This window comes from Victivallis sp. Marseille-Q1083 (genome assembly GCF_903645315.1).
Lineage (GTDB): Bacteria > Verrucomicrobiota > Lentisphaeria > Victivallales > Victivallaceae > UMGS1518.
Map to the genome: position 1 here is coordinate 1,422,456 of NZ_CAHJXL010000001.1, position 14,641 is coordinate 1,437,096.

Genomic DNA, 14,641 nt, shown 5'->3' on the forward strand with positions numbered 1-14,641 from the left:
CGTTACGTTACGGGACGAATTTTTTCTGCAGATACTCCAGATACGGCTCCGGCTCCAATTCTCCGCCGGTGATCCGCCGGATCATCTCCGGCGCCGTCCGCCTGGCGCCTTCCCGATAGAGCCGTTCGGTCAGCCAGCGGCGAATGCCGGAGCAGTCCCCGGCCCGCAGAGCCGCCTCCACGTCGGGAATCTCCCGGCACAGCGCATTGAAACATTGCACGCTGAAGAGATTGCCCAATGCGTAAGTCGGAAAATACCCGATGGCGCCGCCGGCCCAATGGACATCCTGCAGCACACCGTGCGCATCGTCCGGAACCTGAACACCGAGGTAATGCCGCATTTTTTCATTCCACAGCGCCGGCAGCTCCGCCACTTCGGCTTCGCCGGTCAGCACGGCCACTTCCAATTCAAACCGCAACATGATATGCAAGTTGTAAGTCGCTTCATCGGCATCCACCCGGATCAAACCGGGCTTCACCTGGTTGACCGCCCGATAAAACATCTCGCCGGAAACTGCGCCGAGCGCTTCCGGAAAAATCTGCTGCAGTTTCGGGAACAGAAATTCCAGGAACGGCTTCGAACGGCCGACCAGATTTTCCCACAACCGGGACTGTGATTCGTGCAGGGTCAACGAATCGACCGTTCCCAGCGGACTGTTGCCGAACGCCGCCAGGGCGGCCTGTCCGTACAGCGCGTGGCCGGTTTCATGCAGCACCGACCACAAACAGGAGAGATTGTCGGCATAAATTTTAGTCGTGATGCGGACATCGTCCCGCCCCAATTCGGTCGTGAACGGATGTTCCGATTCGTCCAGCCTCCCCCGCGCCCAGTCGAAACCGAGCGTATCGGCGGCCAGCTTCGACATCGCCAGTTGACCATCCCGGCTGAACGGCCCCTGCAGAAAAGCCGTATCGACCCGATGCGCAGCGGCGGCCGCAATCAGTTCCGTCTGGCGCGGCCGGAGCCGGGCAAAGATCCGCTGAACCAACGCCGTGTCGATGCCGCTTTCAAAATCGGCCAGCAACGGATCGTAAATGTGACTGTAGGGCGCAAAAAATTGCGCATATTCCCGGCGGAGTTGGAATATCATTTCCAGATGCGGCCGGAACATGGCGAAATCACTGCGCCGCCTGGCCGCTTCCCAGGCGGCGTGAGCTTCGCTGGCCGCCGCCGCAAAACGCTCCACGTAATCGACCGGCACCCGCTTTTCGCGGTCGAACTTGCGGCGAATCAATTTCAATAGCGCGCAGTCGTCCGCGCCGGCGGTACCGTCGTTTTGGCCGGCCGCCGTTTCCGCCGCCGCCAGCAGGTCCGCAAAAGCGTTGGAAGTGAAAGCTTCATGGGCCAGACGGCCGACCAGGGCGGCCTGTTCGCCGCGGTTGACCGCCGCCTTCGGCGGCAGATTGATCTGCTGATCCCAGTCGAGCAATGCCGCCAGGTTGTGCAGCAGCGTCAAATCCTGCAATTTCGCCTTCAACGCCTCCAGTTCATGATTCATCACTGATCTCCTCCTGAAAGTCTTGACGGTTTTTCACCAACATTCTCATCTGGTCGAACTCGGCCAACACTCGCGCATCAGTCTGCGGCACCCGGCGATTGACCAGCAAAATTGTCAAAAAGTTGGCGAGGAAACCCGGCACGATTTCATACATATAACGATTCCAGCCGAGCAAATACCAGCCGATCAGCACCACCGTCCCGACGACGATGCCGGCCAACACCGCCTGCCAGGTAGTCCGGCGGGAGTAAAGTCCGGTCAATACCGCCGGGCCGAAAGCCGCGCCGAAACCGCCCCAGGCAAAATTGACCAGGTCGAAGATGTTTTTATTCATCGTCAACGCCATCGAACAGGCGATCAGGGCGATCAGCAGCACGCAGCCGCGGCTGACCAGCATCTGGCTTTTTTCACCGGCCCGCGGGTTGATCAATGCGACATAAAAATCCTCGGTCAAGGTGGAACTGGAGACCAGCAACTGCGAATCGATCGTCGACATGATCGCCGCCAGAATCGCCGCCAGCAGCACGCCGCCCAATGCCGGATTGAACAAATCCTTGACCAGGTAGATAAAAACATTTTCGCTGGTGTATTCGTCCAATCCGTCATAAAACGGCACCGCCAGCAGACCGATCAGCACCGCCCCGGTCAAGGAAATCAGCACCCAGATCATTGCGATGGTCATCGAACGCGGCAGCAAACGGATCGATTTGATGCCCATGAAACGCACCAGGATATGCGGTTGGCCGAAATATCCCAATCCCCAGGCGGCGGTGGACAGAATCGCCAGCAACTCCGGCCAGCCCAACCGTTCCGGCAGCAGCCGCAGAGCGACTCCCCGGGCGGCGCAGGCTTCCGTCAATGCACCGGGCGGCAATTGCCAGTAAGCGACCAGCGGCAAAATGACGATTGCCGCGAACATCAGGATTCCCTGGAACAAATCCGTCCAGCAGACGGCCAGGAAGCCGCCGAGCAACGTATAAAATACCATGACCGCCGTGCCGATCAATACCGCCGCGGTAAAATTAATGCCGAACAGCTCCCGGAACAGATTGCCGGCGCCCAGCAAGCCGCTGGCAGCATAAAATGTAAAGAAAAACAGCGTCAGGAGCGCAGTCAGCAACCGCAACAGCCGGGTCGGGTCACGGAACCGCCGTTCGAAAAAGGTGGACAGCGTCAACGAATGGGTCGATGCCGTGTAAAGCCGCAGCCGCGGCGCCACCAGCAGCCAGTTGAGAAACGTGCCGAGCGCCAGGCCGGCGGCAATCCAACACTCCCCCAAGCCGGCCATGAATACCGCGCCGGGCAGTGCCATCAGCAGCCATCCGCTCATATCGCTGGCCTGCGCCGAAAGCGCCGTCACCCAACTGCCCATGCCGCGACCGCCCAGCAGGTAATCCTCAATATTCTTGGCCCGACGGTAAAAATACAAACCAACTGCGATCATCAACAACAAATACAATGCGAAAGTCGCATACATCTGGGTCAAACCGGGAATTTCCGCCATCATTTTCCAGCCTTTATCTCTCCTGTCGTCACTTTTGCCAAGCCGTCAGATATCCGTCAAAATATCGTCACAACAATTTAAGATAGAACCGGAAGCCTCAAAAATCAATCACCAGCCGGCAGCAGCAGGCATTTTTGCCGGAAATTTCCCGATTTCAGGCCAGCGGCAATTGCAAGGTCCGGATGGTATGATTCAAATAAGTGTTCAACCGGACAAGATACGCTTCGGCATAGCCGGTTACCGCTTCGAATTCGACCCCGCAGTTGATCAGATTCTCATAGAGTTCCAGCAACTGCCTCGCTTTCGGCGAATCATTTTCCGGCTCCGGCAACAGGCCGTTTTCATAGAGGAACACCAATTTGAACAGCACCGAACAGGCCGTTTCGCTCCAAAGCGGTTTTCCTGTCGGGCCTGGTTCGGTCCAATTTCGCAGCAAATTCCGAAAAACATCGTAGACCAGCGGCGACGGCACGTCCGCCACCGTATTGCGCAGCAGAAAAGCGCCGATGTTCATCACGCTCCGGAAGGCGGCCGGCTGCTCGGCAATGGCATCGAAATTGGCCAGCAGTTCCATTTCGGCGGCAACGCGCAGCTTGCCTTCCGGCGCTTTTTTGAACGTCGCATTCAATTCGCGGAACAGGTCGACGACCGGAAATTTTCTCGGGCCGATCTGTTTGGCGCCGTAGACGAGCAATTCAAGCCGGCCGTAATCGGGACTGAGACCGTGGACAATCAGTGCGCTGTCCTGATAGACATTTTTTTTCAAAACAATCAGTTGAGCCGTTTCCATGACTTTTCCCTCAATTTCCATTGGTCGCCGGGTGTTGCCGTCCATGTTTCCAAAAGATAGCCGCCGTTTTCCAAAAGGAAAGCACCCGGCCGGAATTTTTTCCATTTTCCACCCATTCGCCCGGCAACCGCCGCAAGTGTTTCCCGCCCGCCGCCGCCCGGAACAAAAGTTACTTTTTTTCATTCTCCCGCTTGCTTTTTATGAAATGCCGCCTATTTTAAAGCACTGTCAAGATCACCTCAAGTGATGTTCCGGCGTAGCTCAGCGGTAGAGTAGGTGGCTGTTAACCACTTGGTCCCTGGTTCGAATCCAGGCGCCGGAGCCAGTTTTCATTCATTCATCAACTTCTGATATTCCGGCGTAGCTCAGCGGTAGAGTAGGTGGCTGTTAACCACTTGGTCCCTGGTTCGAATCCAGGCGCCGGAGCCAGTTTTGTATCTACGCAACAACCTCAAAAAGCGGTTGTTACAATAAATCGCTCCACCTTTTCGGTGATGTTGAATCCATCAAAACAGCTCACTTGTGAGAAATTTGTGAGACTTTTGTCCGGACGCGTCTGAGAAGCAGTCTGATCGACCACGATCAACCATAATCGATCAAGTGGTTTCAGGCGGTTCAGGATGGGCGTTTATCTCAGAGGGAAATCGTATCACTACCGCTTTCTTTGTCAAAGGCAAAGACTATTCCGGCGTATGTTCCGGGTGTTCGGCGGAAGCCCGTGCGAAAGAATATGAGCGCTCCATTGGGAAAAAAAATACGCCGGGAAGCCGAAATGTTGGCCGTCGAGGCGGAAAAAATCCGGCAGAACAAAACAATCCGCGCACTTGTGGATAACTATTCCTATGTGCTGACGGGCGGAAAGCCCATCACGCTGGCGGAGGCATATCCGCTTGCACTGCAAAAGCCGAGCTGTCGCGAACCGTCGGAACATATCGCCAGACAGAAACTGCGTTACTGGAACGACTTTGTTTCATACACGTCAGCCAATTTGACAATCAATTCGTCCAAAGAAAATCCATTCTCCGATTGACAAAACGACAAGTCCATACTAATTTTATCTTGCATCTGCGTTTCCTTATATGTTGGTTTTTGAGCAAATTCAAAATAAAGGGCAGATGCACCTTTGTCAAACAACTCAGCCCGTCACAAAATTCGGGACATTGCCATAATTTTTCCAATGGATTATCTTTAGTACAGACTGAGGATGAAGATATATACATGAATAGACAAGGAAAACCAGTGTTTACATTTTAGGAATTTGTATGCTTTGGGGAAAAATTATTGTAGCAATTGTTTTTGGGGCACTTAGCTTTTTGGGTTGGAAAAATATTTGGAACGGATTGGTGCATCAAAAAATATCGCCCCTTAAGGTAAATAGGGGGGGCCCCCACTTCATCCTGCGCCAAGATGGCGAATTGCATTTTTGGGCTCGTTTCTATGAGGTACTTGGGATAACCGTTCTTACAACTTGTATGTTGCTCATGATACTTTCATCGTATGTAGCTCAATGGTCATATTTGAAAATAATTTTACTAAAGGCAGGAATGATAGGATATTGCCTTGGGGCGATAGCACCACTCCCATATCAAGTAACAGTGCCAATAATCGCATGTCGCAACAAAGACATCAATAAAACGATTAAATTTTTTCTTATTATTATTCGTGAGATATTGGAATTTGTATTCGTGGCTGGACAAATTGCCCTTGGAATTTATTGTTTACTTTATGTAAAAGAGTAATTTTTTAACTTTAACTGGTGAACCAGAAGCGAATGATCATGAAAATTTTTTGTGGTACTATTATGGTATTGGGGCTTGTGAGTATTTTCATGATTCCGATTTTGATTGTTCGTTTTAGATCTTATCCCTAAATAACAGTTGAAAATATGAAAAATATCGCTATATTATCATCAACCACTAGAAGGTGAATATGGCAATGAATTCGTGGGAAGTCTCTGATGCTTTTGGGTCGAAGGTCGAACCTTTAATTCCCCGTGCAAGGCGTGATAGCAATCGGGAGTATCAGCGTCGTCGCGGAGCGGGACGAAAACCGTTGGAAGCGCGTCGAGGAGAGAGGAGAAAATTGCAGTCAGGCAAGGTTATAAAGCTCGACGTTGGATTGTCGAAGTACCCATTCATGGTTCAATCGCTTCAGAAAACTTCTGGTGCGTTTTGAAAAAACACATGCCGCATATGAAGCGTTACTTCAACTGGCGGCATGCGTGATTATTTATAGAAAACTTGCCGTTATTTAGGAATAAGTCATAAACACAACTTATTCTATTTGTCAAACTGAATGCGACCACCTTCGTTGCGACAAACTAAATGCAACCTGTCTATTTTCTGCGGTGCGTTTACTTTTTCAATTGACGCACCGAAAATTTTCCGAATTATCCTGATGCCGCCTATTGACATTCAGGCAATTTTTTGATATACTTTATGATATCTGGTATGCTTTTGGTACTTTGAGATACCAAAAAAAAGAATTTCATGCGAGGATTGGCCGTCAACCATGTCAAAAGAAGGAGACTCCGAGGATATGTTGTCCAAATGTGCAATCGGCTGTTCGATCCTGCTGGCCGCCTGCGGGGCGGTCGCCGCCGTCGATCCGAATCCGGGACCGCCCGGAGAACGTCCTTACGAGATGGCAAACCGGACGGAGGAGCGCGAGCCGCTGCTGACGTTCGACCAGCCGGACCGCTTCACCATCCAGGCGTCGGACAATCTTCAGGCGGCGCTTTACCGGAGCGACGAACAGAAGCTGTACCGGGATTTCTGCGGCAAACTAGCCTGGGAAGCCGCCGCGCCGCACGGCGAAATCCGGGTGAACCTCAATACGCCGCTGGCGATCCCGGAACCGTGGGATGCAGTCAACTTCTGGAACTGGGGCAACGCCTGGCAATGGGCGCCGTCGGCCGACAACCCGCCGATTGCCAGCGGGGTTATCGTGCGCGATGCCAACGGCGTCGAGCACGAACTGCCGATGGGGACGATGGGATACTGTTACTGGCATCTGCAGCATTGCAAAGTCACCGCCGCCATCGCCAGACCGGCGGAATTGACCGGTCTGGTCTTCCGCAATTTCCAACCGGGCGGTCCGCAGCGCGTCTATCTGGGACCGCTGTATTTCTATCAGGAAGAATTGAAGCCGCTCTCCCTGGCGCCGTGGCCGGAAAAATTGCCGTTCCCGCTGCGCGAAGAGACGATTCTGCCAATCAATCTGACCGACGATTACCAGACCGCCGTGGAAACCGATGACGGCCAATTGGAGTTCGTCTACCGGGATGAAGCGGATACTTTGCGCTACCGCTGGGATACCGCGCAGCCGCTGGCGCAAAGCCTGAGCGTCGATTTCAACGGCAAGCAATTCCGGCCGATGGACGGCCTGGCCGTCGAACTGAACGGCAAAGAGGCGCAGACGAAATTCCTCGCTTTCGAACTCCGGGAAGGCGATGCCGGCGCTCCCGCCGTCGTCAAAACCCGCTGGCAGTGCACGACCGGCGATACCGCCGCCGAATTGGACATCGAGCTGCAGATTCGGCAGAAATCGATGATCGTCACCTTCCGCGACAACAGCGAAGTTCCGGCGGTGACCCGGCTGAAGCTGGGCAAGGCGTCCGATCTGGTCAAGCCGGAATTGTTTTATGTGCCGTATTTCACCTACGGCGGCACGCCGCCGAAGCTGCTGATGGACGAGGGAGTTTTTGTCCTGAGTTCCTTCGACTGGTATTATTCGAACGCCTCCCGGCTGTACGGCGCCGATCTGCTCGAAGAGCACAGCGCCGCATACAACGGCGGCGCGCTGTACATCCCCAAAACCGACGGCAGTCTCAATTTGCTGCAGGAGCGGCTGTTCCTGACCGTCAGCGGCAACGTCGAAGAGGTCTGGCCGACGATCGACAATCCGCCGTCGCCGATGCGCGAAGCGCAGGGCGACCGGTTGTGGCGGGTGCGGTTCGGCGGCAACAACCACCAGCAGGAGATCGACCAGGCGGCGCAGTTGCGTTCGCTGGGGCTCGAACAGGTTTCCATCCGTTATCATGAAGATTCCTGGCGGGACGGCGGGGAGAGCTTCACCTTCCGTACCGATGCCGCGCCGGCCCACGGCGGCGACGCGCCGCTGAAAAATATGGTTTCGACCATTCAATCGCTCGGCTGGCGCGTCGGCCTGTACACCAATTATACCGACTTCTCCCCGGTCAACGCTTATTGGAATGAGGACTGGGTCAGCCGGGAGCCGGACGGCGGCTGGACGCCGGCCTGGCCGCGCTGTTATGCGCCAAAGCCGATGATCGCCCGGGAGATGGAAGCCAGGCTGGCGCCGCAGATTCAGGCGAAGTTCGGCGAAAATCACAGTTACTGCGACGTCCATACCGCCGTTTCACCGGCCGACCGGGTGGATTACGACGCCAGGGTGCCGGGCGCCGGCACCTTCCGACGGACTTACGAATGTTTCGGCCTGCTGCTGCTCAACGAAAAGATCGCTCACAACGGGCCGGTCTATTCCGAGGGAAGCAACCACTGGTGGTATGCCGGCCTGGTGGACGGCAACTACGCGCAGTTGAACAGCTCTTCGCCGTCCAATGAACTGTGGTTTCCGGATTTCGATTTGTACAAAATGCACCCGTTGTCGATGGATGCCGGCATGGGGGCGGCGGCGATGTTCTTCCGCAACCCGCAGGACCGGGATTTGAAGCAATTCATCGCCGCCACGCTGATCTACGGCCATATCGGCTTCCTGGACGGCGACGACCCGGCGGAATTGATGCGCATCTATTATCTGCTGCAGCCGCTGCAGGAACATTATGTGATGGTCAAGGTCAAATCAATCCGATATGCCGACGCCGAAGGGCGTTTGTTCGACACCTCCGAGGCGCTGGCCAACGGCTGCTGGAAACTGAACCGGCTCCGGGTGGAATACGACAACGGCTTCTGCGTGTACGCCAACGGCGGCCGGGAACCGTGGAAAATCCGCGACTGGGTGACGCTGCCGCAATGGGGGTTTTTCGCCTCGACCGCCGACCGGCAAACGATGTCGATGTCGATCGCCGGCAGTCTGCTGCTGCCGGACGAACGTTTCGTCGCCGATCGCGATTTCGAGATGTCGATCGGCCCGAATTCCTGTTATTTCAACGCGCCGGACGGCCTGGTCTATGTCAAAAACATCGCGGCGATCGACGGGACGGCCGCCTTGAAGCTGGAAAAGGATCACTGGGAACTGATTCCCGGCCCCTCCTTCCGCGAATTCGGTTTCGCGCCGCACCTGTTGAAATCCGGCAACCGGAAGTTGCAGATTGTCGCCCTCGGCGGAGACGGCCGGCAGCTAGCGCCGGTGGAAACCCGGTTCAGCCGCGGCCTCTGGTGGATTACGCCGCAGCCGGAAGCGGTCAAATACATCATCGTGCCGGCCGAAGGCAGCTTCCCGGCGGAGAAGGAGACCGCAGACTGGTGTTATCCGATCCGCGACGATGAAAACCTGTTGCCCGGCGTCCATATCTGGCGGGACGGCCGGGATTATCTGACCGTTCAACCGGCGGCGGCCAACTTGAAGCTAAATTCCTACGATCCGTTCAGTCGGAAGGCGGAAATCACGCTGCAATTGCTCAATTTCAGTGACCGGCAACTGACCGGCCGGTTGGCGTTCTCCGGCGACGGCACGGTCGAATCGGCCGCGCCGGCCGTCGAATTGGCCCCCGGCAAACGGTTACAGCGGACCTTGCAGTGGTTCTTGGCGGACCGCGAAGGCCCTCAGCACCTGCAGGTGCAACTGGCCGAAAGCGGCAAAGCGGCCGGCAGTCTGGAAGTCACCGGCCGCTATGAGCCGTTGCTGGTGGCGGACCTGCTGGACGCGTCACGCCCTTACCGCAAAGGATTCCGGACCCGGCAGGGCAAGGAAAATTATCATTTCGAACAAGGGACCGACGGCGACGTCTCCTTTCTGGCCTCCGGCGTATCCGGCGGCCAGGCGAAACCGGCGCTGTTCATGCATCCGCCGTGGGGCGCGGCGCAGGCCGGTTACGTTTTCTATGAAATTCCGGCTCAACTGCCGGATTATCCGGCCGAACTGACCGGCGCCACCGGTTTCCGGGACGGCTTGAACGCCACCGACGGCGGCGTGTTCGATGTCTTCGTGACGACGGCGGACGGCGAACGGGAAAATGTTTTCCATCATCCGCAGGATGCGGTGGAATTTCAGGATTTCTCCGTCGACCTCAGCCGTTACGCCGGCCGGCAGATCACGCTGCGGCTGCAATTCGACTGCGGACCGGCCAACGACACTTCGGCCGACCACGCCTTCTGGGGCGAACCGAAGATCGTCGGGCGACAGCAGTTGCTGAAATTGCAGTAAGGCCGACCCCTGTTGATCGCGCCGCCGCGCTTCGGCGGACGCGGTCAACAGGATTCCCGGCGGACCAGAAACGTTTTGATTTCCACCGGAGCGGCGGCCAGCGCCTGTAAATTCGTCCTGCCGCAAATCAGATCGTCGGCCGTTCGGGCCAGAGCGGATGCGATCGCTTCATTGCCGTGGCTGATGCTGCTGAGCATCGGGTCACACGAGGTACAGTAGGCCTCGAAATTGCCGTACCCGACCACTGCAATGTCTTCAGGGATACGCAAGCCTCTTTTCTTGAGATAACGCATCAAGACTACCGCCCATTGATCGTTCGCCACAATTATCGCATCCGGCGCATAATTTTTCAACATCGAATCTGCCATTGCGATGATCGCCGGTTCCAAATCATCGCCCTCCCAGGCCCGCAAATGGTGGTCTTCGGCGACCCAGCACAATTCCGGCCGCATCGGCAATCCGGCGGCTAATAATCCAGCGCAATACCCGGCAAAACGTCCTTTCGCCGCATCGCTGATCATATCATTCACCCCCAAGGCGATCCGCTGCCGTCCCGTTTCCCGCAGACACTGCACAGCCTCCGCCACGCCGGATGCAAAATCAATCTTGACATAAGCCGCCTGGGCGACACCGCGCGGCATATTCAGAAAAACGACATTCGGATAATGTTCCAGCTTTTTCGGCACCAAATCCGGCAGGCGAGGTGAAAAGTGCCCGATGCAGATCATACCGGCATAGTTATACGAAATGATCTGATCCAGAAATTTCTCAAGTTGCGGATCCGGCCCCTCCAGGTCAACCCGCGACACAATACACCGATAACCCAGCGACTCCAACTGGTCATTCAACAATGTTATCAAATCCTGAAAGAACTGCGAAGTCTCCTTCTTGACGATAATCCCGATGATATTGCGCATCTTTACCGGCTGAAAGGAACCGGCCGACACCGGATAATTATGACGATGCGCAATCTGCAGAATCCGGCGCTTGGTGTCGTCGCTGATCCGCTCGCTCATCGGCGCCCGCCGTAAAACGAGCGACACGATGCCCTGCGACACACCGGTCATTCTGGCGATATCGCGTTGTGTAATCTTCGTTTTACCACTATCTTCGGCCATTATGATTCCTGTATTATTTCTCATATATTATAACCATATTTTCCATTCTGTCAATTTGCTCCCGGCTCATTCAGCCGAAAACGTTCCTCTATCAACTCTCCCATGCTCCGGCGGCACTGCTCAAGCAACGTGGACTGGTCATCCACTGCGGCAGCATGCTCGCCAACGGTTACCTGTTTGCAGTTTTCCAGCAGAACTTCCGCCCGACACCGCCAGTCGGAATCGTTTTTTGCTTCGGCCAGCAATCGTTCCAGTAAGTGGAAATATTCAAGATCCTCCAAACCGTCCCGCAGGACGGCGAGGCGTTGAGAACCGTAAATTTCATCGGTACGGTAATCCGGATACATCAGATATCCATCGCCGTTCGCATCGACGAACTGATTTGCCTGCCAGTCGATATCCGGCCAGACGGCGCCCTGCTGCCGTTCTTCAGCCGCCAACGCCCAATAATTGACACCCCAATAGAGCAGACCATCAACATCATGTTCCTTCAACCACCAGCATAGTGCTCGATGGCCGAACGCCTGATGATCAATGAAAAGATTATACCGGTCTTTCGGCGAAACACAGACATACGCCCATACTTCCTTGCCGAGTTGGCGTTGCTGCCGGGCAAATTCCTCCTGATAAGCCGGAGAAAGCGGCACCCAGATATCGATGGCAGCCTTCGTTTCCGGGGTCATCTCTCCCAAAGAGTAACCGACCGCCATCGTTTTCAATCCAGGAACAAATTCTTTGCTTTGGCAATATAGCTGATTCCAAGCATCCCCCTTCCACTCGTCCCAGATATAGTGATATGCCGTCTGTTCCCAATGATTCTCGATTGCATTTTGCCAAGCGGCCTGCAGAAAATCGCGATACAGGGCAGCGAATTCCGGACTGCTCTGATGAAAATTCAATTTTATCTTTTGTCCGGAAACGCGTTCGGTAACCTCAATATATCCCAGATATTGTGCGAAAGTCGGACTGGGTTCAATATTCCAACCGCTGCCATGCAGTTCATCGATGATCAACCGGGTCAATTCATTTTCTCGCCGAAAGTCGAAAGAATAACTACCGTCTGCTTCCAAATAAGCATCCCACAACGGTGCAATTCGCTGGGGAACATGTTCTAGCATTGGCATCAGAGTCAAACGATTTTCGGCTGCCAGTCGAATAATTTTTTCATCGATTTCCCGTTCCGCTGCCCAGTCGGCAATACCGAAAAAATCATTCACCGATGGACGATGCAGAAAAAAACAGGTCCGGAAAGAAGATTTTTTCGGTAAGTCAAAATCAAAAACTCGAACAGCCACCGGAATCTCCGCCTGCCGGCGCCCTTCCGCATCCTCAACGATGAACCGCCCGGCATACCGCCCAGCTTGAGTTCCCTCTCCCGCCGTCACCGTCAGCCACAACGGAATATTACAGTTTTTTAGTCTGACCACGCCGTCGGCAAGCGGCAACAGCGGGTCCGGGTAATAATCGACGTGCTGCCGCAGTTGTCGATAGGCTTTCGGCCTGGCAACCACATATCCTACCTCATCGACATGCCAGTTCAGCTCTTCCGGCACCGGCAACGAATCCCAATAGAACGAGATTCGAAGTTCGACCGGCTTCTCGCCTCGCGGAACCAACACCATTTGTACGTGTTCCGCTTCATTACGCGCCAATGCAATGTCAAAGCCGATCGGCTCATCCGACCAATTATCGCCGATTTCATACTGAAATATTTTATGCATTGCCGATTCCGGTACAGCCGCCACCACCGCGTCATCTTCCTGATCCGCAAATAAATTCATGCGATCAAGCCTAAAACGGCTTCGATCCCTCGCCGAATAGGTTCCAGCCGAAACAGCGGCAGTATCAAATCCAGAAGGACTCTCCAGCTGTACATCGGTCAATAAAAAACGGTCATTGATTTCATTCAAACAGACCGCCCGTAAAATCATCCGGCCGTCACCGGAGGAGGAAAATTGAAGCTTTTCCAGCCGATCCGACGGAGAAGCCGGAATTTCCAACTCGTTCCGTCCGCCGTACCAGTGATACTCCGCCGTCCGTCCCGAATTCCAGAATGCCCGGACAGTTACGTGCGGCGCCAAACAGAAAGTATCCTGGGGCAAATAAGCCAGCCATCTGACCGGCTCGGAGGCACACAGCAACCATTCGGAAGTCATTGTCCCGCTTCCGTCAAAGGTCAGCGTTGGACAATCCTCCATCGCCAGCAGTTCCCTCTCTCCTGCATCCAGCGGATGAGGCACCAATTCCACTTCATCCATAAACGCAGCTTCCCCGGCAACCCCATCCGCGGTCAGATAATCTCCGGGAAGTAATTGGAAACGTCCGATAAAAATATCGCTCCATTGTTCCGCCGGCAAGACCAACTGATGATAACCGGTCAAAAAAGTGGAACTGCCGCCACGATAGAGTCCCAAGTCGAAAGTGCCACGGCAACGAACGGTTACGTCATACCATTCCGGCTCATCCGACTGGCGACTGTCCATTGATTGCGGCATCAAATACCAGCCAATGCTCCAGTCACGCCCGACTTGTACTGCCGTCCCATCGACCGCTGTCGGATCATCAACGATTGATCCGCCACGATAAAGTTCTATTCGACTATTGTTTTCCCGCAATACAATCGCCGCTTCGGAGGAAAGCAACACCCCTGATATTCCTAAACATATAGCAGCCAGAATCGCTTTCATTTCCGCCTTAGTTGGTAAAATAATATTCATTGTTCAGTTGATCTGTCCGATGTTGCGATACATGGCCATCGACAAAGCCAGCCGTACCTTTCCGATTATGCCGCTCCGCTCCAGAATCGCGCACGCTCGTCCAATACTGAATCACATACCAGCAGTTCCATACTCCGTCAAGATGATGGTTGCCGTCGCCATCCCGAGCGCCTTCAAAGAATTCCAGAGTCATTGACGGTCGATTCAGGGCCGTCCGCTTGGAGTAATCAAACCATGCAGGCCGGCCTGTAATGAACAAATTAGACATGTAACTTACGTAAGTTCCAGCTCCCGGAGTACCTTCCGTGCCGTCATGAAACTGATCGCCCAGCGCACTTTTGCAGGCCATGGCGCTTGCCGGGAAATATTCTCCAGCATGCATGATGCGCCAGCAATTATTGCTCGAAGATATCCAGCCGGGAGCAAAATAATCCTCAAAATCATTTCCATACATTTGAGAGCCCAGCAGTAACTGTTTGGCTGTATTAACGCAATTGATACTCATTGCCGCCGCTTTTGCCTTGCTTAAGGCAGGAAGCAACATGCTGGCAAGAATGGCTATGATAGCAATCACTACCAACAATTCTATAAGTGTAAATTTCTGCAATTTCACTCTTTTTCCCATCCGACTTGTTTGCATTCGCTTCATGACTGTCTTTCCGTATT

10 protein-coding genes, 2 tRNA genes and 1 pseudogene are annotated in these 14,641 nt (G+C 54.4%); 7 read left to right on the forward strand and 6 right to left on the reverse strand.

What is annotated here, in order from left to right:
- Window positions 1-7 precede the first annotated feature (7 nt).
- The 3 genes from HWX74_RS05630 to HWX74_RS05640 form a co-directional block, all read right to left on the reverse strand.
- Entirely contained in the window at window positions 8-1,498 is a 1,491-nt protein-coding gene (locus HWX74_RS05630) for a carboxypeptidase M32 (protein ID WP_176012619.1), read from the reverse strand.
- A complete protein-coding gene (putP, locus tag HWX74_RS05635) occupies window positions 1,488-3,002 on the reverse strand; it encodes a sodium/proline symporter PutP (protein ID WP_217704861.1) in 1,515 nt (504 codons plus the stop codon). The genes HWX74_RS05630 and putP overlap by 11 nt, the downstream gene beginning before the upstream one ends.
- A 154-nt stretch (window positions 3,003-3,156) precedes the next feature.
- Window positions 3,157-3,792 carry a DNA repair protein RecO gene (locus HWX74_RS05640; RefSeq protein WP_176012620.1) on the reverse strand — a complete coding sequence of 212 codons (636 nt, stop codon included), beginning with the start codon at window positions 3,790-3,792 and terminating at the stop codon, window positions 3,157-3,159.
- Window positions 3,793-3,835: 43 nt separating this feature from the next.
- On the opposite strand from HWX74_RS05640, the gene HWX74_RS05645 reads away from it, so the two are divergent.
- The 7 genes and pseudogenes from HWX74_RS05645 to HWX74_RS05670 all read left to right on the forward strand — a co-directional run bounded on the left by HWX74_RS05645 (window position 3,836) and on the right by HWX74_RS05670 (window position 10,140).
- Complete coding sequence (locus HWX74_RS05645) at window positions 3,836-4,039, forward strand: hypothetical protein (protein WP_176012621.1); 204 nt, start codon at window positions 3,836-3,838, stop codon at window positions 4,037-4,039.
- Window positions 4,040-4,042: 3 nt separating this feature from the next.
- Window positions 4,043-4,117, forward strand: a tRNA-Asn gene (locus HWX74_RS05650).
- A 29-nt stretch (window positions 4,118-4,146) separates the two neighbouring features.
- Window positions 4,147-4,221 (forward strand) — tRNA-Asn (locus HWX74_RS05655).
- Between the two features lie 301 nt (window positions 4,222-4,522).
- Window positions 4,523-4,822, forward strand: coding sequence for a hypothetical protein (locus tag HWX74_RS05660; RefSeq protein ID WP_176012622.1), 300 nt, complete (start codon window positions 4,523-4,525; stop codon window positions 4,820-4,822).
- Window positions 4,823-5,054: 232 nt separating this feature from the next.
- Window positions 5,055-5,531, forward strand: coding sequence for a hypothetical protein (locus HWX74_RS05665; RefSeq protein ID WP_176012623.1), 477 nt, complete (start codon window positions 5,055-5,057; stop codon window positions 5,529-5,531).
- Between the two features lie 330 nt (window positions 5,532-5,861).
- Window positions 5,862-6,046: pseudogene (locus tag HWX74_RS20170) on the forward strand (transposase); the annotation flags it as partial.
- A gap of 284 nt (window positions 6,047-6,330) precedes the next feature.
- Window positions 6,331-10,140, forward strand: coding sequence for a hypothetical protein (locus tag HWX74_RS05670; protein ID WP_176012624.1), 3,810 nt, complete (start codon window positions 6,331-6,333; stop codon window positions 10,138-10,140).
- 44 nt (window positions 10,141-10,184) lie between these two features.
- Here the strand turns inward: HWX74_RS05670 and HWX74_RS05675 are convergent, their stop codons facing one another.
- Genes HWX74_RS05675 through HWX74_RS05685 form a run of 3 tightly spaced genes read right to left on the reverse strand, consistent with a single transcriptional unit; the run spans window position 10,185 to window position 14,624 of the window.
- Window positions 10,185-11,258, reverse strand: a complete 1,074-nt coding sequence (locus tag HWX74_RS05675; RefSeq protein ID WP_176012625.1) for a LacI family DNA-binding transcriptional regulator — start codon at window positions 11,256-11,258, stop codon at window positions 10,185-10,187.
- 50 nt (window positions 11,259-11,308) lie between these two features.
- Window positions 11,309-13,903 (reverse strand): DUF4091 domain-containing protein, encoded by a 2,595-nt coding sequence (locus tag HWX74_RS05680; protein WP_176012626.1) that lies wholly within the window; start codon window positions 13,901-13,903, stop codon window positions 11,309-11,311.
- A 49-nt stretch (window positions 13,904-13,952) separates the two neighbouring features.
- The gene (locus HWX74_RS05685; protein WP_176012627.1) at window positions 13,953-14,624 is read right to left on the reverse strand and encodes a type II secretion system protein; all 672 of its coding nucleotides are present in this window, start codon (window positions 14,622-14,624) and stop codon (window positions 13,953-13,955) included.
- Window positions 14,625-14,641: the final 17 nt, after the last annotated feature.